The following is a 21372-nucleotide window of genomic DNA, read 5'->3' as shown; positions in this document are numbered from 1 at the left end:
TCAGTTGAAAGCTGCAAGCTTCAAGCGGCAAGTTAAAGCGCCTTGCTTGAAGCTTGTGACTTGTAGCTAATAGCTCGCGCTTAGCGCGTCGATACCGGGCGTTTTACCCAGACCGGCGACAGGCTGCTGCCGCTGCCGGTGACGTACAGCACGGCGGCTTCACCGCGTTCCAGGGCGACCGGTTTCACGTCGCCGACTTTCGTTGCGCCATCGTATAGCGCCAGGCTGACTTTGACCGGGTTGATTTCACGCTCGCCACGGCCCTTGGCGGCCACGTTCGGGACCACGTCGGTCTTGCCGTCGGCGGTTTTCAGGGTCAGCGCCTTGTCGCTGAGGTTCTGCACGCGCACCAGGGATTTCTGCTTGTTCTTGAACGGCGGCTCTTCGATCAGTTGCGGTGCGCCGCTGGCGTTGTTGACCAGGGTGTAATAGTGGTCGCCGGCCAGTTTCACCGGCAGGGTCTGGCTGCCGACCTTGGCGCTGTAGTCACCGCCCGGCATGAAGCTGAAGTCGCTGCTCGACAGCGGCGCGACATCGCTCAGGTTGGTGCTGCCGACGGTGGCGCTGACTTCGGCGTTGCTGGCGTTGTAGATCCGCACGAAGGACGAGCCTTTCGGTGCGGTCGGGCCGTACAGTGCGGCATCGCCACCGGCGAAGGCCTGCATCGAAAGCACACTCATACCAGCAACCAGTGCAAAGGTCTTGGCGAGACGACGAGGAGTAGTCTTGAAAGTCATGGTAGTACCTCTCTCTTTCAGTTTTGCGCCCGGTCGGGCGTCTCGGATTTAGTGTTGATGGCTACGTTTTGTTGGCGGGCGCCGGCTTGTTTAAGCTCTGCGACCCACTGCGGGTCGGCGTCGCCGATTTCGTTGTTCACAGGCAGATAGCGTTCAGGAAACTCCCAGATCAGCACTTGTGGCGGGCTGTTCTTGAAAGCGTCGCTTTTGAGGTAGCTGAGCATCGGCAGGATCGGGCCGTGGCCGTCTTCGGCGTAATTGACCACGTCGCTGCGCAGCGCTTGTTTCAACGCGCCGACGAAGTTCCAGTTAGGGTTGGCGCTGTAGCTGGTGCCGATCAGTGCCACGGGCACTTCGGTGTTGGCGAACAGGGCGTCTTCAGCGGCTGGCTGGTCATCAGCGGCAACGGTGTTGCGCTTCTGCAGAGGCTCTTGCGCCGGCATCAGGTTTTCGAACAGCGGGTCCAGTGGCAGGAACAGACGCAGGTCGCCCTTGTGGGTGATTTTCTCCGCAGGCTCGGTGACGAAGTTTTGCGGTTCGCCGCTCAGCGGGTACTTGTCGGCAATGGTCCTGGCCAGGCGGTTGGCGGCGATCTCGGCGCCTTCCGGAGTCCAGTGGGTGTCGGTGCGCAGGAACACTTGCTTGCCGTCGCGCTTGGCCGCTTGCAGCGGGCCCAGCAAATCAGGGGCAAGGATGTGGTCGGCGGCCAGACGCTTGTGGAAGTCCTGGTAGAGGTTGGCGTGGATGCTGGCCGGTTTCACTTCACCGAGGTGTTCCGGGTACAGGCGCACCTTGGCCGGAACCACCGCCATCACCAGTTTCACGCCCTTGTCTTTCAGGGTCTGGCGCACGCCTTCGACCAGCGCGTAGTTGCCTTGCAGGTTCAGCTCTTCGTTGACCGTCGGATGGAATTCTTCATCGCTGTACAGCCACTGGTCGCGACCGAGCACGACGCCCGGACGACCCTCGTTGAACAGCTTGAAGTCCAGCGCGGCCCAGAGGTTGGTGCCCAGGCGCTTGATCGGGAACTCGTCGTCGTAGTGCGTCTCCACGGCCTTGGTCCAGCGGCCGTTGAGCACCGTCGCATCGGCGTTGGTGCTGAAGCCGAGGAAGCTGCGGACCGACCACAGGCCCAGGGCCAGCAGCGTCACCAGGAACAGGGCGATGTAGAAGATGCGTAATGAGCGGGTCATGGTCAGATCCCTCAGAACTGGAAGTAAAGGAACGGCGAGAAGCTTTGCGCCGAGAGTTTGAGAATCGAGGCGATGAACAGCAGCAGTACCAATGCGCGCATTGCGTAGCGCGACCAGTCAGCGGTCCAGTAGGCCGGTTGCACCTGGGCATCGACGCCAACGGTGTAGCCAGGCTGGTGGATGCTCGCCGGGTTATCCCCAGGCGCTGCCTTGATCAGGCCGGGTTCGCTGGCGGCAGGGCCATCGGCATCGACATTCACTTCAGGCTTGGTCTTCACTGGCGGCTGGTTGCTGTAGAAATCGCGCAGGCCGAAGAACGCCAGAGTCACGTAGGCCACCACCAGGGTTGCGATTTGCAGGCCGGTGAGGCTGGCCTGGTTGAGTTCCGACAGCGACCACTCGCCGAAGCTGAACATCGCGCCGTACATGCGACCGGCCACGTGCAGGTTTTCCGCACGGAAGATCACCCAGCCCATCACTACCAGCAGGAAGGTCAGTGCCCAGCGAATCGGGTTGAAGCTGCGTGGCGAAGTGTTCAGGCCGAGGGCTTTCTCGATCGCCAGCCACATGCCGTGCCATGCACCCCAAACGATGTAGGTGATGTTCGCACCGTGCCACAGGCCACCGAGCAGCATGGTCAGGAACAGGTTGCGATAGGTGGTCAGGGTGCCTTTGCGGTTACCGCCCAGGGTGATGTACAGGTAGTCACGCAGCCAGGTCGACAGGCTGATGTGCCAGCGGCGCCAGAACTCGGTGATCGACTGGCTGATGTACGGCTGCTTGAAGTTTTCCATGAAGCGAAAACCCATCATCAAGCCCAGGCCGATGGCCATGTCGCTGTAGCCGGAGAAGTCGAAGTACAGCTGCGCGGTGTAGGCCAGGGCGCCGAGCCAGGCGTCACCGGTGGTCGGGTTTTGCAGGGCGAAGCAATGGTCGGCCACTACCGCGAGGGTGTCGGCGATGAACACCTTCTTGATGAAACCCTGCATGAACCGCGTGCAGCCCTCGGAGAATTTGTCGAGGGTATGGGTGCGGTTGTTGAACTGGTCGGCGAGGTCGCGAAAACGCAACACGGGACCTGCGATCAGGTGCGGGAAGATCGCCACGAACGCCGCGAAGTCGATCAGGTTGCGGGTCGCCGGGGTGTCGCCACGGTAGACGTCGATGATGTAGCTGATGGACTCGAAGATGTAGAACGAGATGCCGATCGGCAGCAGCACATGGGTCAGGATAAACGGCTCCAGGCCCACCGAGGTCATCATGGCGTTGATGCTGTCGACGCCGAAGTTGGCGTACTTGAAGTAGCCGAGGATGCACAGGTCGACCGCCACGCCGAGCAGCAGCCAGCGCTGCGCCGGTTTGGTCCGAACGCCTGCGGCGCCGACTTTCAGGCCGATCCAGTAGTTCCACAGCGTGACCGCCGCGAACAGTGCGAGGAAGTCCACACGCCACCAGGCGTAGAACACGTAGCTGGCGATCAGCAGTAGCAGATTGCGATAGCGTTGCCCGCTCAAGTAGTACAAGCCGAGAAAGATCGGCAAGAACAAAAACAGGAACACGTTGGACGAAAAAACCATCCCGATCTCTCCTTGTTTGAAGCTACATTCAAGGGCCAACGGCCCCCCCAAACCCCCCACGAAAAACCGGGGGCACATTGCATTCAAAAACCACCGCGATCCCTGTAGGAGCTGGCTTGCCAGCGATTCGGTCTGACATCCAACATTGATGTCGACTGACACACCGCATCGCTGGCAAGCCAGCTCCTACAGGGGGAATGCGTCGTTCTAGGAACCCTTGCCCTTTTCGTTGGCCGGGTCGTAGACCTTGGTCAAATCCCCGCCCAGGCGGAAGGTCTTGAACGGTTGCATGTCATGCTTCTTCTCCAGCACCTCCGGCGCGCAGGTGTAGAGGGTGCAGAACGGTTCGAGCCAGGCGAATTTCGAGTCGACTTTCAGGTCGGTCATGTCCTGTTTCTTGCCGTTCTTTTCCTCGAACTCATCCGGGTCTTCTACCCCGGCGAGTACGCGATCACCCAGGCGTTTCAAGGCGCCATTGTTTTCCTGGCGCAAATCCACACCATTGACCTGGGCGAAACTGGCGATCATCGCCAGCGGCGGCAGGGCATAGTTGTGATAGGCGAGGGCGCGTTGCTGACGCTTGAGTTCGTTCGGCAGATAACCGTCCGCATCAACCTGATTGGCGCCGACCTTGTATTCCTTCACGGCCCAGTCGAACAGGTCGCGGCGGTTGGTGGCGACGGAGGTTGCCATCACCGACCAGGCGGCCCAGTACGAGTGGTTGTTGGTTTTTTCCAGCGGCAGGTTGTCCCAGTCGCTGACCACCTGGTCGGCCATGCGGTTGAACCAGGCTTCGATCAACTGCGACTCCTGCTGATGGTTGGCCAGCGGGTGGGAGTCGGAAAACTTCAGGCGAATGTAGGACGACGCCATGCTGCCCAGCGCCCATTTGCGCATCGACTTGCCGGTGTGGTTGAAGTCCTTGGACATCAACGCATCGGCCTTGGCCCACGCCGTCAACCAGTTCAGGGTGCACTCCAGCTGTTCCGGGCGACCGTCACGCATGAACTGCATGACGCGCTTGCTGGTGCCGCGCTCGAGCTTGGTGATGTCGGCGGTGCTGTCGCGGAAGGCTTTTTCCGACTGCACGTTCAGTGTTGAACGCGCCTTGTCCGAACCTTCGTACTTGCTGCGAAATTGCAGCGAGCCGGTGTAGGGCGTCGGCATGGCATCGCAGCCGTCGCTCTTGTCGCCGGTTTTGACTTTCTCGATCGGCGCAAAATAGCCCTGTGGCGGGCGCAGTGGCGCCGCGGCCTGGGTCGCACCGGCGAACATCGCCAGGCTCAACAGCGTCAGTGTTGCAAGTTTCGGATTTCGCATAGCAGACCTCATTGCCCGGCTGAAGCAGTACGTTGCTCAGCGTTCGGGAATACGTTGCGTTTGCAGATTTTCGCTTCGACTTTCTGTGGCGCGGTGCCCGCTTTTTCAGGGCCCTGGATTTCGACGGCCAGCAGGTTCTGCGAGGCCCAGTCTTCGTCCGTGCGCAACTCGAAGGCGAAACGTCCGTCAGTGTCGGAGGTTTCCGGTTTGTCGATCTTGATGTCCTCGTGGCGCCCGTTCATGTACCAGAGGGTGGCTTGCAAGGTTTTCACCGAGGTGTCGGCGAAGCGGATGTCGACCTGGTGACTGCTGTTTCGCAGGTTCAGGTTTTTGCTGTTGACCATAAGCTCGTTCTTGCCCGGCTTCAGCGTGGTGCTGGCGGACATCTGTGCATCCTTGCCTTCGCAACCGTTGTCCAGCAGCGCCATCATCTGGCGGTAGATGGTTTCCTGGTCGAGGCGATAGAGCGGCGAGAATTCCCAGATGAGAATCTTCGGCGGGTTCTTCTGGAACTCCTCGCTGCCCAGGTACTGCAGCATCGAACCTTCCAGGCCACCGCCGGGGAACGCCACGTTGAGAATGTCGGCGCCGATGGCCTCTTCGAGGAAACCGGCGAAGTTGTAGTTCTTGCCACTGTGGCTGGTGCCGACCAGGGTGATTTCCGGATTGCCGGAATCGCCGAACAGATCGCCATCGCCTGCTTCGCCTTTCGGCTCGGTGGTGAATTGATCCATGTACTGGATCGCGTAGCTGGTGCCACAGAGTTGACCAGCCATGTTGTGCAATGTTCCGGTCTTGCCCATGCGACCCGACTTGTGGGTCTCGAATTCACGCTTGGGAATGTCGGCGAAGGCCGGGATCTGCTTGACCTTTTCGGCCACGATTTTTGCCGTGCGCTGGGCGCCATACGGCGTCCAGTGCTGGTCGCCGCGGAAGTAGAAATCGTGGGCGGGCAGGGTGTCGGGCAGCGACTCGTTGGTCAGCGGCGACAGGTCCGGTACCACGTAACCCATCTGCGCGAAACGGCCGAGCATGGTCTTGTAGTTCTTCAGCGCCTTGTCGAAATCGAAGCTGGCTTTTTCTGCCGGGTTCAACTTGTTGCGGTTCACCAGGCCACGAGTCGGCTGGTAAACCACCACCAGCTCCACGCCTTTGCTCTTGAACGCATCGTGCAGTTGCTTCATGCGCTTGTAGCCGGCAGGTGTGGTGTCGAACTCGGTGCGCAAGTCTTCTTGCGTACGGAACAACCAGTCGCCCTGGGCCTGTACCAGCGTGGTGAAGTTCTGCTGGTAACGCGTGGTGTAGTTCTTCGCGTCGTGGGCGGCGGGGCACAGGCTGCAGCACGGCTCGGCGCTGAATTTCGGTGCTTGCACTTCATCGGCGCGAACACCACCGCTGGCGGCGAGAATGCCGGCGGTCAGGGCCGACAGGCTGAGTAATTTGATCAAGTGTGGGTGCATAAAATTATCCTCAGTCCCGCATTTCGGTCTGGCGTTCGACAGGGTCGATCAGCACGGCTTTCTGCTGGCGCACCAGCAGGTCGAGAATTTCATCCTGGCGCTCGCCGAGAATCCCCGAGAAGCTGATGCCGCTGGATTTGGTCGGGGCGAGCATGGACACGCGATACAACTCGACGCTCAGCGGCGAGTCGATGGACAGTGGGCCACTGCCATTGGCCGCCAGTTCACCGCCGACCACGATCAGCGACACCTGGGCGTCGAACGGGTCGAGCTTGATGTCACGGTCGGTGTTGGTCAGGTCCTTGATGTGGCCGTAGACGCCGGTCAGACCGTTGGCCATGGCGACGTTTTCGTAAAGGCGAATGTTCACGCTGTTACGAATGCGGATGCCGTGACGACGGTTGCTGATCACCTTGTTGCCCCACAGCAGGTTGTCGGCACTCTCGTAGAGGGTGATGCCGTCGGTGTGGTTCTGGTAGATCTCGTTATGGGCGATTAGATTGTTCACGCTGTTACGGTCGATCACCAGGCCCGACAACTTGTTGTCGTAGCTGCGGTTGTTGAAGATGAAGCTGTCGTTGACCTCACGGGAAATGATGATCCCGTGCTTCTTCTTGGTCCCGAACACCGTGTTGTCGGCAATGATCAGGCCGTGGGAACGGTCGTGGGGGTCGATGCCGTAGACGATGTTGTCTTTGTAGGTGTTGCCCTTGACCACGAAGTCGCGGGTTTCGTAGCAGTAGAAGCCGTACCACATGTCCGAGAACTCGGAACCGACGATCCAGCCGGTCGGCTCAGGACGCTTGAGTACCTTGGCCATGTTCGGCGTGTACTGGGAAATACTCACGCCGTAGGACTTACTGTTGGCGTAGCCGAAACTGGCGATCTTGCTGTTGGCGATGTAGGTCTCGGTGCCGCCCCAGGACAGCAGGAACGGACGGAACTCCTTGGGCGACTTGAAGGCCGCCGGGCCGTTGGCCTTCTCACTCCAGCCAGTGATTTTGGTATCACGCACGAACAACTGGCCGTCGTTGACCAGGAACGAACCGGCCTCCTGGGACAGGCGCAGTTCCTGGGTCTGCTTGTCGATTTCCAGGATGCCCTTGTTGCCCACCACGATCGGCAACTTGGCCAGGAATACGCCCGGCGAGGTTTCGCTGAAGTACTGCTTGGGCAGCTTCTTCGCCAGGTCCTTTAGGTTCATGTAGCCGTCGTCGACGAAGATCGCCTGGGGGATGCCGTGCTGACGCACGACCCACTCGGCCATCTTGTTGTCGCCGCCGATGAAGTCCTTCAGGGCGTCTTCCTGCATCATGCGGCGCACGCTGATCTTGCCGGCCTTGCTGCGCACGACTTTTGCGGCGATGGCTTCGGCGGTGTAGCCCGAGGTGTCCGGCAGTTTCGGCGTGGCCAGCTCCAGCGGCGCGGTCGGTGCGCTGCTGACGGTATAGGTCTTGGCCTGTTGCAGCTCCTTGGCCATGGTGGCCGGCTTGGCGGCCGGCTCCACATTGGCGAAGGCAGTCGCGCTGGCCAGCAGCAGGGCGCCGGCGAGCAAGGTCAAGGACCCTTTCTTGGCACTGTTCATGTCGGGGACTCCCTTCGCAATGTGCATCAGAAGCGCCAGATCACGTCGACGAACGCGCGGTGCATGTACGAATCGACTTCCTTGCCGTAGGCGTCGCCCGGCTTGAACACACCGCCACGGAAGCGCACCAGGGCCGAAGGCTCATCGATCTTCTGGCTCAATGCCGCCGGCAGCAGGCCTTGCTTGAAGTACTTGGTGACCACCAGATCCATTTCCTGGCCGAGGTCTTTATCACCATCGTTCAGAGGCAGGGACGTGCTGGACAGCACCGCGCCGGTGACGTCGTCGGTGTTGTTCTGCACGGCGTCGATGCCGTTGCTGGTGATCGGCTTGTTGCCGTCGACGCGCCAGAACTTGTGGTAGATCAGGCTGGCGTCGTACTCGTCGTTGAGCATCCACGAACCGAACAGGGTGGCCGATTGCATGTTGTTCATTTCGCCACGGAAGGCTTCGCCGAAACGGTGCACACGCGAGCGGGTACCGGTGTAGCTCGAGCGGTTGCTTTCCAGGCCGTTCTGTTCGTAATCGGCGCTGGCACGGGCGTAGGCCGCACCGACTTGCCATTGCGGATCGAGGCGCAGACGCACGCCCAGGTCGGTGGCCCAGCCATCGACGTCGCCGCTGTGCTTGGCTTGCGCCGGTGCGGTGCCATCGGCGTTCAAAGGGTTGACCGTGTCACGGTCGCCGCTCATGCCGGTGATGCTGCCCCAGTAGTTGACCGTGTTGGTGTTGCGCCAGTTGTAGGCGTCGCTGTTGGCCTGCAGGCCCAGCCAGCTGATGTCACCGTTCTGTTTCTTGTCCAGCGAATCGCCGGCCACGCCCGGCTCCGGATAGTCGAGCTTGCCGTCATCGTGGGTGTGATGACCGCGAATGCCGGCCCAGTGGCCCGGTGTCCATTGGTATTCGGCATCGGCGTAGGCGTGCAGGCGATCCTTGTCCTTCGGCGCCAGTTCCTTCAGGTCAGTGCGGTACTCGCTGAAGCGTTCGGCGATACCGGCGTTGGCGCGCAACAGGGTGGTGTCGAAGGTCCAGTTCAGGGCTTCGATGTTGGTGTCGCGCCATTGACCGTCGTCGTTGTGCAGACGCTGGCGGCCGAATTTCAGGATTTCGCCAGGGTAGGGCGTGAAGCCGCTGTAGCCGACCCAGAACTCGCGCATCGCCAGGTAGTTCTTCTTGGTCTTGCGGTCATTGTTGACGGTGTTTTCGGTGCCTTCGGATTGCTGCAGGGTGTCGGTCTCGATGATGTCGGTGGACGTCACGGCTTGACCCATTGCATACGCGCTCCACGCGCCGCTCTCGCCATACACCCACGGGCGCAGGTCGAGGCCCAGGCCATTGACGTCGCCGCCACTCTGGGTACCGAGGTCACGGTCGTCTTCGGACTGGCCGGTGATTTTCACGTCCAGGCCGTAGTTCTTGGTTTCTTCAGTCATCGCCGCCAGTGTCGGGCACGACCAGATCAGCGCGAACGTCAGGCCGATACCGGCCTTCATGAATGGATTCAACTTCATAGGGATTCCTCGCCGTCTTCTTCTTGCAGGGCGTGCAGTTGCAGCGTGTTCTGGCTCAAGTTGCCGCGAACCGCCTGTTCCTGTTTCAACAGGCGCTGGGCCTCGGCCAGCTGCGCAGGCGGCAGTTGGGCTTCGAGGGTTTGCGCAAGCTCGGTGGCTTGCGGGGTGTTCTGGGTCTTGGCCAACTGGCTGAAGACGTATGCATTGAGCGGGTCAGGCTTGGTGCCTTTGCCTTGGGAAAACAGTTGGGCGATGGCGAAGTCGGCGCTGTTCTGGCCGTTACGCGCAGCGGTCAGCAGATGATCCAGGGCCTTCTGCGGATAGACCTTGCCCAGGTAGCCACGGCGATAGATCTGGCCAAGGTAGTAATCGGCGGCGACTTCACGGCCGACGGCTTTCTGGAAGTGTTCCTCGGCGACCTTGGCGTCGGCCGGGACCATCTTGCCTTCGTAGTAGAGCTTGCCCAGCAACAGCTCGGCGCGCGGTTGGTCGGCGGCGCGGCCGTTGTCCAGGTACTTCATCATCTGGTCGACATCGCCGAGTTCCGGGAAGTCGTAGATCAGTTGCGCGAGGGTGACCCACGAGGCCGGGTAGCCTGGAGCGATGGGTTCAAGCAGCGACTGCGCGGTTTTTTCGTCGGGCGTGCCCAGGGTCCGATCGGCGAGCACGCGGGCGACGCTGTCGACACGCTGGGCGGAAACGGCGCCGCGACTGTGAGCGGCCTGCATCTGCTTGATCAGCTCGGCCTGTTGCTCCGGCTTGGCCTGTTTCTGGTAGACCGTGGCCAGTTCGACGTAGCAGATGTCGGTGGTGTTGAGCGCGGCCTTGCAGACCTTTTCCACTTCGTCGAGGTGCTGGTCGTAGGTGCCCTGGGTGCGATACAGCAGCACTTGCGCCAGGCCCGCTTCCGGCTTGCCTTCGGCGCGCCATTGGCTGATCTGCTGCTGGGCGTCGACGTTGGGGAAGCTGTGCGGGTATTGCAGGTACAGCATCGCCAACGGGATCAGGGTGTTGCCTTCGCCGGCGGCCGAGGCTTTTTTCAACAGGCCTTCGGCTTCGTGCTGTTCGGCTTCGGTGGAGCCGGGCTTGGCCACCAGCAGGCGACCCAGGCGTGCCTGGGCACGGGGTGAAACGCTGGCCGCGGCGCGGTAAGTCGCCTCGGCCTGTTTCATCTGCGCGGGGTCGCGGCTGTCGACCTGGAGATCGGCCAGGCCAACCTGGGCTTCGCTGTAGCCCAGGTCTGCCAGTTGCTGGTAGTTCGCCGCGGCAGTGGCGGTATCGCCGCGCTTGAGCGCTTCGTTGGCCAGGCGCTGGTCGGGCAGGCCGGCGCAACCGGCGAGGCTGACTGCCAATGCCAGCGAGCACACCATCAATCCTATGTGGGAGCCAGCCTGCTGGCGATGCATTCGACTCGGTGTTCCAGCGGTACCGCATTGATCCAATCGCTGGCAGGCCAGCTCCCACAGGGACTGCGGTGTTCTTGGAATTGGTGGCGTCGTCACGTGCATGTCCTCCGGTTACAGACCAGCAGCCATGGCTTTGTCGATCAGCCAGTTCAGGTTCGGGCCACGGTCGCTGTTCACTTCCACCGGACGGCCGGCGAGGCTGCTGTCCAGGGCTTCGTCAGGCTGGATCAGGACGCGGATGTCGGATGACAGGTCGGCGCTTTTCAGGCTGGTGCTGCTGACGATCTTGCCGGTGCGGGTCTTGTCTTCGCCGGCGATCTGGAAGCGCACCGGGGTGCCTGGCAGAACGTCGCCGAACTGGCGATAGGAGAAGCGCGCCTCGACGTTGGCTTCGGTATTGCGTGGCACCAGTTGGAAGATCACGTCGCCTTTGCTGGCGTACTGACCGTCGGCGACCATTTGCTGGGCCACGGTGCAATCGCACGGCGAGGTCAGGGTGCCGGTCATCTGCTTGCCGAACAGCTCTTCAACCTTGGCCGGGGCCAGTTGATCGTCTTCCAGGTGACCCTTGAGCACGTCGAGCATGCTGGTGCTGAAGGTCGCCAGCGGTGCGCCTTTGGCTGCAACGCCATCGCCTTTCACCAGGCTCTGCACGGTGCCGTCGCGGGGCATGGTGATGTTCACACCCGGCACGCTGACCAGGCCGGCCTGGGCGTGGCTGACGAAGTACATGCCGTACACCGATTTGAAGATGAAGCCGAACGCCGCCAGGCCGACGACGAAAACCCCCAGGCTGAGTGTCACTGCTTTCATGCGCCCGAACGCGCTCATGCCGTGGCCGCCGTCCTTGATCTTGCGCGCCTTGGTGAAGTTGTCGCGCTGCAGGGTCGCCAGCACTTCGCCGATGGTGACGATGTCGCCCGCCAGGTGCGAAGTGATCAGGTGGCGCAAGGTCGAGATGTCCTGCGGCTCCAGGTTCTGGAACTGGCAGCCGGTACGACCGGTCTCGCGATCATGGGAGCGCACCTGCAATTCCACGTCCATGGCCAGGCCGAGGTTGTCGATGACGAACTGCAGGCGGGCCTTGTACTTGTCGCCGATCTTCAGTGGCAGTTGCCCGGCATTGAAGGCCAGGCCACCGGCGGACAGGTCGATCACTCGCGCTTCGACCGGCGTACGGTCAGGGCCGAAGAAACGCAGCTTGGCCGGGATTTTCACTCGGGCGTGTTGGCGCTGGGCTTCGGATTCATGCACTACGTTGGCGTTGACGGCGGTATTCATATGGGCGATTTCCTGGTTAATTCAATAAGGGGGCGGTCAGACCATCATCAGCAGCACGGCGACAAAAATGCTGCCGGCGGAGAAGGTCATGGTCCGAGACGACCAGGTGTTGAACCAACGTTGAAAGCTGGCGAGATCACGGGTCAGGGAAGTGGGCTGGCGAGTCCAGGACTGTTGGTCGAGGCGGAAGAACACGTAGATCTTCACCAGCGCGCCGACGATCTGGTTGTAATAGAGAATCGCCGGGTATGCCGGGCCGATCCGGTGACCGGAACAGGACAGCAACAGGGTCAGGATCAGGCGGGTGATGCCGATCCACAGCAGGTACACCAGGATGAACGCGGTGCCGTACTTGAAGCTGGCGATCAGCGCCACCGTCAAGCCCAGCAGGGAGGTCCACATCGACACGCGCTGATCGAACAGCACCACCGAGGTGAACGCACCGAGGCGTTTGACCCCAAGGCCGAGGGCCCGGGAGTTCTGGCGCAGGTTGTTGCCGTACCAGCGGAACATCAGCTTGCGGCTGGCCTTGATGAAGCTCTTCTCAGGCGGATGCTCGACGGTGTTGATCGCCGCGTCCGGCACGTAGAAGGTGTCGTAGCCCAGGCGCATCAGGCTGAACCAGCTCGACTTGTCGTCGCCGGTGAGGAATTTGAAACGACCCAGGCGCCAGTGTTGCAGCGAGTCGCTTTCCACGTCGGCGATGAATTCCGGGTTGGTCACCACGGTGGCACGGAACACCGACATGCGCCCGGTCATGGTCAGCACGCGCTTGGACAAAGCCATCGAGCACATGTTGATGTGGCGCTGGGCGAAACGCAGCTTGTGCCATTCGCTCATGATGTAGCCGCCGCGCACTTCGCAGAACTCGTTGGTGGTCAGGCCGCCGACGTTGCCGAACAGCTGGAACCACGGCACGGTCTTGCGCACTGTGCCCTCGCCGAGCACGGTGTCGCCATCGATCACGGCCACGACGGCGCGGTCATCCGGCAGGTGGCGGGAGATGGCGCGGAAACCGTAGGCCAGGCCGTCGCGCTTGCCGGTACCGGGAATGCGCACGAAGTCGAGCTTGACCCGGGCAGGCGGGTTCATCCGGTTCCACAGGCTCTTGACCAGCAGTTCATCGGACATTTCAACGATGGAGCAGACCACGGTGGTTGGCAGCTCGCAGTCGATCGCTTCGCGGATCACCGAGCTGTAGACCTGCGCGGTGGTCAGCGCATCGATACGAAAACTGGTGACCATCAAAAAGACATGGGACGGGTCCGCCGCCTTGCCCAGCTTGCGCACTTTGCGCCGCAGGTGCGGGTAGACCACGTACAGGAACAGCATGCCGCGCAGAAAGTGCGTGGCACCCATCGAGTAGCGCCAGATACCGACGATACCGATCAGGAAAATGAAGTCCTTCGACTCGGAGTCGAACGTGGACACAGGCAGCGCCATGGCGATGCCCATCAATAAACTCAGGTAGAACAGCCAACCGGCGGCCTGGAGTAGGCCGTGCTTTAGCCTGTGCATAATCTGCATCCGTCTCGATCTCGGGCGAGCCTGTGGGGTGGCCCGATGGGGTTAAGGCAGGCTTGTGAAAACTGGCGGCACCCGTTCTGGATGACGCCAGAGTCCCTGTAGGAGCTGGCGAAGCCTGCGATCTTTTGATCTTTAGCCATCGCCTGCGCCAAAAGATCGCAGCCTGCGGCAGCTCCTACAGATACCGCGTTACCAGCAGATGCCTTCAGTCCGGCCAGTCACGCTGGTGGCCTTGGACATGAAGCCGACCAGGTCGATCACCTGCTTGCCGTGTGGAACGTTCTGCACCAGGGCGCGGAATTTCTCGTCACGGTTGCCGAGGATGATCACGTCGGAGTTGTTGATCACTTCGTCGAAGTCGGCGTTGAGCAAGGACGAGACGTGGGGGATCTTCGACTCGATGTAGTCCTTGTTCGCGCCGTGAACGCGGGCGTATTCGACGTTGCTGTCGTAGATGCTCAGGTCGTAGCCCTTGCCGATCAGCATTTCCGCCAGGTCCACCAGCGGGCTTTCGCGCAGGTCGTCGGTGCCGGCCTTGAAGCTCAGGCCCAGCAGGGCGACTTTGCGTTTGTCGTGGCTGGAAACGATGTCGAAGGCGTTCTGCACCTGGGACTCGTTACTGCGCATCAGCGAGTTGAGCAGCGGTGCTTCCACGTCCAGGGAGCCGGCGCGGTAGGTCAGGGCACGCACGTCTTTGGGCAGGCAGGAACCGCCGAAGGCGAAGCCCGGGCGCATGTAGTACTGGGACAGGTTCAGGGTCTTGTCCTGGCAGACCACGTCCATCACTTCGCGACCGTCGACGCCGACGGCCTTGGCGATGTTGCCGATCTCGTTGGCGAAGGTCACCTTGGTGGCGTGCCACACGTTGCAGGTGTACTTGATCATTTCGGCAACGGCGATGTCCTTGCGGATGATCGGTGCGTCGAGTTCTTCGTACAGCGATTGCAGAACGTCGCCCGAGGCCTTGTCGAACTCGCCGATGACGGTCATTGGCGGCTGGTCGTAGTCGGCGATGGCGGTGCTTTCGCGCAGGAACTCAGGGTTCACGGCAACACCGAAATCGACGCCGGCCTTCTTGCCGGAGCAGTCTTCGAGAATCGGGATCACCACGTTGGCCACGGTACCTGGCAGCACGGTGCTGCGAACCACGATGGTGTGGCGGGTGGTCTTGTCACGCAGGACAAAACCGATCTCGCGGCACACGGCTTCGATGTAGTTCAGTTCCAGATCGCCGTTCTTCTTGCTCGGCGTACCGACGCAGATCATCGACAGGTCGGTGTCGCGAATGGCCTCGGCGAAGTTGGTGGTGCCACGCAGGCGACCGGTCTGGATACCCTGGGCCAGAAGTTCGCCCAGGCCTGGTTCAACAATCGGCGATTTGCCGGCATTGATCATATCGATCTTGTCTTTGGCAACATCGACGCCAACGACGTCATGGCCCCGTGCAGACAGGCAGCCGGCACAGACAGCGCCTACGTAACCCAAACCAAATATGCTGATGCGCATCGCATTTACCTCAGTGTTGATCAAGCCATTAGATGGCCGGAGTTAATGGTGTTCAGCGGTTATAGTGCACGCGGAAGTTACGCCTGGCAGGCGCGACAATACCGCGTGCTGGCATAAAAGTTCCGAGTGTCTAAATAAGTGCACTCAAGGTGTGCGCAACTAGGCCTTGTTGTTATGACTTGCCCTGTTATGCAGCGCGTCCTCTGTTCAGAAGAAGTTCGTGCAATGTTCCTGCACGCTCGATGTCAGGCCGAAAGCCCGTAGATCAAGCGTTTTGGTGCCCGGGTGGGCACGTTTATAGGGACGCGGCCTTGGCCTTGCAGGGGATATTAATGGTGCGTATCTCCTGTGCGTTCTGGTGTTGCCCAAATCAGGGGGTTAGTCAGTGGAAGTTAGTATTGCAACTTCACTACATGGTTCCCTGATCTGCGTAAGTTATCTCGTACATCCACGGCGAGAATCGTTACCGGTGGTATGAGCGGTGCATCTGGACATAGTTCCGGCCCGCTCATCACGAAATCTGAAATTTCTTGAAATATTGTCAAAGATGGCACTGCTCTCAAATTGATAGCACTTGCCGTTTCGCCCTTTATATATAGGCGGATTATTGGAGGGGATAGTTTTTTGCCACTATCGATAATTTTTTTCGGTGCCACTACTGAAAAAAATGATCGAAGTCGAGTGAAACTAAAGTTAGAAAATTGACAGGTGGTATTTTGGCGTCATAAAAATGACGAAAAAAGTGAGGGGTTTCGAGGGGATCAGTGGGGGCGCACGAGGGGAGCTGGAAGGTCGTGCGCCGACCCGTTGCTTTACTCTGGTGCGTGGTCGCGCAGGAACACCAGGTTGTCCGCTTTAGACTGTTCGGCGCTGTAGCGATAGCCCTGAACATCAAACTGTTTGAGGGCTTGCGGATCGTTGATGCGTTCTTCGATGACGAAGCGGCTCATCATGCCCCGGGCCTTTTTCGCGTAGAAGCTGATGATCTTGTACTGACCGTTCTTCAGGTCCTTGAACTCGGTGTTGATGATGCGTGCGTTCAAGGCGCTGCGCTTGACCGCCGAGAAATACTCGTTGGACGCCAGGTTGAGCAGCACGTCATCGCCCTGGTCGGCCAGGGCTTCGTTCAGCCATTCGCTGATCCGCGTACCCCAGAAGGCATACAGGTCCTTGCCCCGGGCATTGGCCAGTTTGGTGCCCATTTCCAGACGGTACGGCTGCATCAGGTCGAGGGGACGCAGCAGGCCATACAGGCCGGAGAGCATGCGCAGATGTTGCTGGGCGTAGTCGAAGTCGGCTTCGCTGAAAGTTTGCGCATTGAGCCCGGTGTAGACGTCGCCCTTGAACGCCAGCAAGGCCTGCTTGGCGTTGGCCGGGGTGAAGGCGGGTGTCCAGCTGCCGAAGCGGGCGGCGTTGAGCCCGCCGATCTTGTCGGAAACGTGCATCAGTTCGCTGATCTGCGCCGGGGTCAGCTCGCGCAGCTGCAGGATCAGCTCCTGGGAATGGTCGAGGTATTGCGGCTGGGTAAAGCGCTGGGTCGCCGGCGGCGTTTCGTAATCGAGGGTCTTGGCGGGGGAAATCACCGTCAGCATGAAGTCGTCTCCTTTAATCGTGGCGGCGATTCTAGGGGGTTGACCGTGTTGACTCCAGCTATCGGTGCGATAGGTGATCGGTGGCGTCATGGGACAAGATCGCAGCCTCGCTTCGCGAGACAGCTCCTACGGGACCGGGTTGGCTTGAAAATGGACCGTACCCGGGAGCGGGTTGGCTTGAACTCGGAACACCCCCCCTGTAGGAGCTGTCTCGCGGAGCGAGGCTGCGATCTTTTGATCTCCCCGCGATATAGTGCCGCCCGGGCCCGGTTATGGAGACTTCCCATTGCGCATCGTTTTTCTCATCTCGATCTGGCTATTTAGCTTCGGCGCCATCGCGGCACCCGGTGAAGTAGCAACGCTGGATCGCAGCACCTGGCCGGAAAAACTCGACAACCCGACCCTGTTCGATGTCGCCTCGCGGGCCGAAATCCTCATGTTCGCCCGGGTGCTGCTGGCCAGTGAAGCCCTGGACGAGGCGGCGCTGGCGCAACGCCTTGGCTTGCGCACCATCAACCTGGAGTCGGTCAATCGGGTTCGTCAGCGCCTGTGGCAACGCCTGCTGGCCAACTACAACTTCGCTCAGCAGAGTTGCGACCAGGACGCCTCCTTCTGTTTCCTGGTCGAGGACATGGCCACCTTGCGCGAGCAGGCCGGCAAGTTCCAGCTCAGCGAGGACAGCTACTACACCCGATGGTCCGAGCCGAGTCGCCTGTTCCACAGCCAGTACCTGGATGAGCAACTGCGCAAGGCGGCGCTGTTCCCGCAAACCAGCAGCGAAGTCGATCGTTTTGGCGACTATGAACGCAATGGCGACGGCATGCATGATCGGCTGTTTCTAATGACCTTCGACAGCGCCGCCAATGCCACGCCGGACAATACCGACTGGATTGCCGAGTACCTGCGCAAGGCCAACCTCAGTGGCACCTTCTTCGTGCTCGGCAAGGACCTCCAGGCCCGTTTAAACGAGCGCTCGGTGGCTAGCCTGCAGTCGACCTGGTCAACCCAGTGCATCGGCGTGCAGGGCTGGGAATTTCGCTCCCACAGCCACTGGCAGGACTGGCAGGACTCGGTACGCCGCAGCGTCGAGCTGGCCAAAAGCAAGCTGCCGGAGAACTTCGTGCCGCTGTTTCGCCCGCCCGATGGCCAGCGCCGCGCCGACGCCGCCGCTTTCTTCAAGGCCCAGGGCTTGCAGGTCGCCCTGTGGGATATCGATGCCCAGGACGGTGCGGGCAAGCTCAAGGGCAGCCAGAGTGCGCAACGGGTGCTGACCCTGATGCTGCTGTGGCGCCACGGGGTGATCAATTTCAATGTGAAGCAGGAGGGGGTGAAAACGGCGTTGCCCTGGCTGATCACGCAAACGGCGCAAAGCGGGATCGGGTGGGAAGACTGTCAGGAGGGATTTCGCTGAAAACCGCCAAAGCCCGTAAACATTGGGTGAAAGGCGATTTTAGAGGTGATTTTGCTGCAGGTTGACTTCCGACTGTAAACGGGTGATGGCAGTCCGCCAAGTGTTATTGGTCATTCTGAAAAATAAACTTCAAAAAAGCGTCAAAGTACTTTTTTCTGTCATGGGTTTTGGAGTATTACGAAGACAGACCGCCGAAACCTGCAACACAGGTGGCGTCTCCCAAGACCCGCATGTATGCAGAACACTTGAGTCCCCGCAGGTGTATTCGGTAGTCACTTCGAGGCGCAGCACCGCCAAGGTATTGCGTCGACTGGCTCCCACAAAGGTGACCGAGTATGGATGATCACGGACGTAGCTCTTCTTCCAACCAGCCAATCCTTTATGTACTCGATACCAACGTATTGATTCACGATCCAAACGCGCTGCTTAACTTCGAAGAACACCACGTCGCGATCCCGATGACCGTGCTTGAGGAACTCGACAAGCTCAAGAGCGGGCATCACAGCGTTGCCGCCGAATGCCGCCAGGCCATCCGGCTGATCGACAAGACCCTGGGCGATGCCTCACCCGAGGACGTCGAGCAGGGTGTGCCGATCCAGCGGGGCAAGAGCGGACCCAAGGGCTTGCTGTCAATTCTGATGAGCAAGCACGCCGAGCCGAACCTGATTCTGCCCGAGCACCTGAACGACAACAAAATCATCAACCAATTGATCGACCTGCACGCGCGGGACCCACAAAAGCCCGTGGTGCTGGTCACCAAAGACATCAACATGCGCCTCAAGGCCCGCGCCTGCGGGATCGCGGCCGAGGACTACAGCACCGACCAACTGGTCGACGACGTATCGCTGCTGCCTAATGGCTACCACAACATGACCGGCTCGTTCTGGGACCGCGTGAGCAAGGTCGAAACCCGCCAGGACCACGGCCGCACCTGGCATCAGGTACAACTGATCGACAATCTGCCCGCAGTGCACATCAACGAGTTCATCATCGACGAGCAGGGGTTCGTCGGCTGGATCAAGGAGATCGAGGAAGACAAACTGCTGATCCTGGACCTTCACCAGGAACCGCTGCTGCACCAGGAAGCCTGGGGCCTCAAGCCGCGGGACATCTATCAGAGCCTGGCGCTGTATGCCTTGCTCGATCCGGACATCCACCTGGTCAACCTGTCCGGTGCCGCAGGCTCGGGTAAAACCATCCTCGCGCTGGCCGCGGCCATTGAACAGACGATGGTCAGCAAGCGCTACCGCCGCATCATCGCCACCCGCAGCGTGCAAGGCCTGGACCAGGAGATCGGCTTCCTGCCCGGCACCGAAGCGGAAAAAATGGAGCCTTGGCTGGGCGCCATCACCGACAACCTCGAAGCCTTGCACATGGATGACGAAAGCACCCATGGCAGCGTCGACTACATCCTCAGCAAAGTGCCGTTGCAGTTCAAATCCCTCAACTACATCCGGGGCCGCAGCTTCCAACAGAGCCTGATCCTGATCGATGAATGCCAGAACCTCACGCCGCACCAGATGAAAACCATCATCACCCGTGCCGGCGCCGGTTCCAAAGTGGTGTGCCTGGGCAACCTGGCACAGATCGACACCCCTTACCTGTCCGCGACCAGCTCCGGGCTGACCTACCTGACTGAACGCTTCAAGGACTTCCCGAACGGGGTGCACATCACCCTGCAAGGGGTGCCACGTTCGATCCTGGCCGAATACGCCGAATCGCATCTGTAACCTTCACCCAAAACCGGGCGGCCCTAAAGCCGTCCGGTTTTTTATGGCCGACAAAAACCTTGTAGGAGCTGGCTTGCCAGCGAAGGGGGCCTTGAAGCTTGCATTGAATTCAAGGCCCTCATCGCTGGCAAGCCAGCTCCTACAGGAATGCGTCCATCCGATAATCTGGCGTGCGGAAATCTGACCCACAGGTTTACAATCGAAACTCCTGATCAGGAGTAACCCCGTGCTGACTCATCTCGATTCCCAAGGCCGCGCCAACATGGTCGACGTCACCGAAAAAGACGTGACCTTCCGTGAGGCCACGGCCCAGGCGCTGGTGCGCATGCTGCCCGAAACCTTGCAAATGATCGTCAGTGGCGGTCACCCCAAGGGCGATGTGTTCGCCGTGGCCCGCATTGCCGGCATCCAGGCGGCGAAAAAGACCAGCGACCTGATTCCCCTGTGCCATCCGCTGATGCTGACCGGGGTCAAGGTCGAACTCAGTGCCGAAGGCGAGGACAGCGTGCGCATCGTGGCGTGCTGCAAGTTGTCCGGGCAGACCGGTGTCGAGATGGAGGCCCTGACCGCTGCCAGCGTCGCCGCCCTGACCATCTATGACATGTGCAAGGCCGTGGATCGCGGCATGACCATCGAAAGCGTGCGCCTGCTGGAGAAGGTCGGCGGCAAGAGCGGGCATTTCCAGGCGGAGCAGCCATGAACGTCACCGTGAAATTTTTTGCCCGTTACCGCGAAGCGCTGGGCGTCGATGCGGTAAAGGTCGAGGGCGACTTCGCCACCGTCGACGACGTGCGCGCATTGCTGGCCCAGCGCGACGGCGCCGAAGTCTTGAGCGAGCAGAACCTGATGTGCGCGCGCAACGAAGACCTGTGCCAGCTCGACGAACCGGTCAGCGATGGCGATGAAGTGGCGTTTTTCCCCACCGTGACCGGGGGCTGAGCCATGGCCATTCGCGTGCAATCGACCGCGTTCGACCCTGGTGCTGAAGTCAACGCCATGCACGATGCCAATGTCGGCGTCGGCGCGGTGGTGAGTTTCGTCGGCTACGTTCGCGACTTCAATGACGGCCTGGATGTCGCCGGGATGTTCCTCGAACACTATCCGGGCATGACCGAAAAAGCCCTCGGCAAGATCGCCACCGAGGCCGAGCAGCGCTGGCCCTTGCTCAAGCTGGAAGTGCTGCATCGCATCGGGGCCCTGGAGCCCGGCGAGCCCATCGTCTTCGTCGGCGCCGCCAGCGCCCACCGCCAGGCGGCCTTCGACGCCTGCGCCTTTGTCATGGACTACCTGAAAACCCGCGCCCCGTTCTGGAAAAAGGAAAACACCAGCGATGGGCCGCGTTGGGTCGAGGGGCGCGATAGTGATCATGCGGCGGCGGATCGCTGGAAGCGGTAATTCCTGCGGCGTTCTTTAGTCAGTCTTCGCGAGCAAGCCCGCTCCCACAGTGATCTTCTGTGAACACAAACTCTGTGTACGACACAGACCCCTGTGGGAGCGGGCTTGCTCGCGAAGAGGCCATCCGCTTCACCCAAGAAC

The 21372-nt window shown here is 60.6% G+C and carries 17 protein-coding genes; 5 read left to right on the top strand and 12 right to left on the bottom strand.

The window, feature by feature from the left end; translation table 11 throughout:
* Positions 1 to 80 precede the first annotated feature (80 nt).
* From SOP85_RS02520 to yaaA, 12 genes are all read right to left on the bottom strand, one after another.
* Positions 81 to 737 carry an alginate O-acetyltransferase AlgF gene (locus SOP85_RS02520; RefSeq protein WP_274073931.1) on the bottom strand — a complete coding sequence of 219 codons (657 nt, stop codon included), beginning with the start codon at positions 735 to 737 and terminating at the stop codon, positions 81 to 83.
* A gap of 17 nt (positions 738 to 754) precedes the next feature.
* Positions 755 to 1930 carry an alginate O-acetyltransferase gene (locus tag SOP85_RS02515; protein ID WP_274073930.1) on the bottom strand — a complete coding sequence of 392 codons (1176 nt, stop codon included), beginning with the start codon at positions 1928 to 1930 and terminating at the stop codon, positions 755 to 757.
* Positions 1931 to 1941: 11 nt separating this feature from the next.
* A complete protein-coding gene (locus SOP85_RS02510; protein ID WP_274073929.1) occupies positions 1942 to 3507 on the bottom strand; it encodes an MBOAT family O-acyltransferase in 1566 nt (521 codons plus the stop codon).
* 207 nt (positions 3508 to 3714) lie between these two features.
* Positions 3715 to 4827, bottom strand: coding sequence for a mannuronate-specific alginate lyase (locus tag SOP85_RS02505; RefSeq protein WP_323625983.1), 1113 nt, complete (start codon positions 4825 to 4827; stop codon positions 3715 to 3717).
* A gap of 8 nt (positions 4828 to 4835) precedes the next feature.
* Positions 4836 to 6287, bottom strand: coding sequence for an alginate O-acetyltransferase (locus SOP85_RS02500; RefSeq protein WP_323625982.1), 1452 nt, complete (start codon positions 6285 to 6287; stop codon positions 4836 to 4838).
* A 10-nt stretch (positions 6288 to 6297) separates the two neighbouring features.
* Positions 6298 to 7872: a mannuronan 5-epimerase AlgG gene (gene algG, locus SOP85_RS02495; RefSeq protein WP_274073926.1), complete on the bottom strand. Its 1575-nt coding sequence runs from the start codon at positions 7870 to 7872 to the stop codon at positions 6298 to 6300.
* Positions 7873 to 7898: 26 nt separating this feature from the next.
* Entirely contained in the window at positions 7899 to 9383 is a 1485-nt protein-coding gene (locus SOP85_RS02490; RefSeq protein ID WP_274073925.1) for an alginate export family protein, read from the bottom strand.
* Positions 9380 to 10891 (bottom strand): alginate biosynthesis TPR repeat lipoprotein AlgK, encoded by a 1512-nt coding sequence (algK, locus tag SOP85_RS02485; RefSeq protein ID WP_406592064.1) that lies wholly within the window; start codon positions 10889 to 10891, stop codon positions 9380 to 9382. The genes SOP85_RS02490 and algK overlap by 4 nt, the downstream gene beginning before the upstream one ends.
* Before the next feature lie 9 nt (positions 10892 to 10900).
* A complete protein-coding gene (locus SOP85_RS02480) occupies positions 10901 to 12070 on the bottom strand; it encodes an alginate biosynthesis protein Alg44 (RefSeq protein WP_274073923.1) in 1170 nt (389 codons plus the stop codon).
* A gap of 36 nt (positions 12071 to 12106) precedes the next feature.
* Positions 12107 to 13588 (bottom strand): mannuronan synthase, encoded by a 1482-nt coding sequence (gene alg8 / locus SOP85_RS02475; RefSeq protein WP_406592065.1) that lies wholly within the window; start codon positions 13586 to 13588, stop codon positions 12107 to 12109.
* A 198-nt stretch (positions 13589 to 13786) separates the two neighbouring features.
* Complete coding sequence (locus SOP85_RS02470; protein WP_274073922.1) at positions 13787 to 15103, bottom strand: nucleotide sugar dehydrogenase; 1317 nt, start codon at positions 15101 to 15103, stop codon at positions 13787 to 13789.
* 812 nt (positions 15104 to 15915) lie between these two features.
* Complete coding sequence (gene yaaA / locus SOP85_RS02465) at positions 15916 to 16695, bottom strand: peroxide stress protein YaaA (protein WP_323625981.1); 780 nt, start codon at positions 16693 to 16695, stop codon at positions 15916 to 15918.
* A gap of 286 nt (positions 16696 to 16981) precedes the next feature.
* On the opposite strand from yaaA, the gene SOP85_RS02460 reads away from it, so the two are divergent.
* From SOP85_RS02460 to moaE, 5 genes are all read left to right on the top strand, one after another.
* Positions 16982 to 18106, top strand: coding sequence for a polysaccharide deacetylase family protein (locus SOP85_RS02460; RefSeq protein WP_323625980.1), 1125 nt, complete (start codon positions 16982 to 16984; stop codon positions 18104 to 18106).
* Between the two features lie 335 nt (positions 18107 to 18441).
* Positions 18442 to 19836: a PhoH family protein gene (locus SOP85_RS02455; RefSeq protein WP_046820461.1), complete on the top strand. Its 1395-nt coding sequence runs from the start codon at positions 18442 to 18444 to the stop codon at positions 19834 to 19836.
* Between the two features lie 226 nt (positions 19837 to 20062).
* Complete coding sequence (moaC, locus tag SOP85_RS02450; RefSeq protein ID WP_323605626.1) at positions 20063 to 20536, top strand: cyclic pyranopterin monophosphate synthase MoaC; 474 nt, start codon at positions 20063 to 20065, stop codon at positions 20534 to 20536.
* On the top strand, positions 20533 to 20775 hold the full coding sequence (gene moaD, locus SOP85_RS02445; protein WP_046820459.1) for a molybdopterin converting factor subunit 1: 243 nt from the start codon (positions 20533 to 20535) through the stop codon (positions 20773 to 20775). Before moaC ends, moaD begins: the two co-directional genes overlap by 4 nt.
* A 3-nt stretch (positions 20776 to 20778) precedes the next feature.
* Positions 20779 to 21231, top strand: a complete 453-nt coding sequence (moaE, locus tag SOP85_RS02440; RefSeq protein ID WP_274073918.1) for a molybdopterin synthase catalytic subunit MoaE — start codon at positions 20779 to 20781, stop codon at positions 21229 to 21231.
* Positions 21232 to 21372 lie beyond the last annotated feature (141 nt).

Source organism: Pseudomonas sp. YuFO20, from assembly GCF_035064975.1.
Taxonomy (GTDB): Bacteria; Pseudomonadota; Gammaproteobacteria; order Pseudomonadales; family Pseudomonadaceae; genus Aquipseudomonas; species Aquipseudomonas putida_AE.
This window is presented reverse-complemented; position numbering and strand designations above follow the sequence as displayed.

Excerpts from the sequence above, each read along its gene's own strand:
- SOP85_RS02520 (WP_274073931.1), bottom strand. The coding sequence starts at position 737 with ATGACTTTCAAGACTACTCCTCGTCGTCTCGCCAAGACCTTTGCACTG.
- SOP85_RS02515 (WP_274073930.1), bottom strand. The coding sequence starts at position 1,930 with ATGACCCGCTCATTACGCATCTTCTACATCGCCCTGTTCCTGGTGACG.
- SOP85_RS02510 (WP_274073929.1), bottom strand. The coding sequence starts at position 3,507 with ATGGTTTTTTCGTCCAACGTGTTCCTGTTTTTGTTCTTGCCGATCTTT.
- SOP85_RS02505 (WP_323625983.1), bottom strand. The coding sequence starts at position 4,827 with ATGCGAAATCCGAAACTTGCAACACTGACGCTGTTGAGCCTGGCGATG.
- SOP85_RS02500 (WP_323625982.1), bottom strand. The coding sequence starts at position 6,287 with ATGCACCCACACTTGATCAAATTACTCAGCCTGTCGGCCCTGACCGCC.
- algG (WP_274073926.1), bottom strand. The coding sequence starts at position 7,872 with ATGAACAGTGCCAAGAAAGGGTCCTTGACCTTGCTCGCCGGCGCCCTG.
- SOP85_RS02490 (WP_274073925.1), bottom strand. The coding sequence starts at position 9,383 with ATGAAGTTGAATCCATTCATGAAGGCCGGTATCGGCCTGACGTTCGCG.
- algK (WP_406592064.1), bottom strand. The coding sequence starts at position 10,891 with ATGCACGTGACGACGCCACCAATTCCAAGAACACCGCAGTCCCTGTGG.
- SOP85_RS02480 (WP_274073923.1), bottom strand. The coding sequence starts at position 12,070 with ATGAATACCGCCGTCAACGCCAACGTAGTGCATGAATCCGAAGCCCAG.
- alg8 (WP_406592065.1), bottom strand. The coding sequence starts at position 13,588 with ATGCACAGGCTAAAGCACGGCCTACTCCAGGCCGCCGGTTGGCTGTTC.
- SOP85_RS02470 (WP_274073922.1), bottom strand. The coding sequence starts at position 15,103 with ATGCGCATCAGCATATTTGGTTTGGGTTACGTAGGCGCTGTCTGTGCC.
- yaaA (WP_323625981.1), bottom strand. The coding sequence starts at position 16,695 with ATGCTGACGGTGATTTCCCCCGCCAAGACCCTCGATTACGAAACGCCG.
- SOP85_RS02455 (WP_046820461.1), top strand. The coding sequence starts at position 18,442 with ATGGATGATCACGGACGTAGCTCTTCTTCCAACCAGCCAATCCTTTAT.
- moaD (WP_046820459.1), top strand. The coding sequence starts at position 20,533 with ATGAACGTCACCGTGAAATTTTTTGCCCGTTACCGCGAAGCGCTGGGC.
- moaE (WP_274073918.1), top strand. The coding sequence starts at position 20,779 with ATGGCCATTCGCGTGCAATCGACCGCGTTCGACCCTGGTGCTGAAGTC.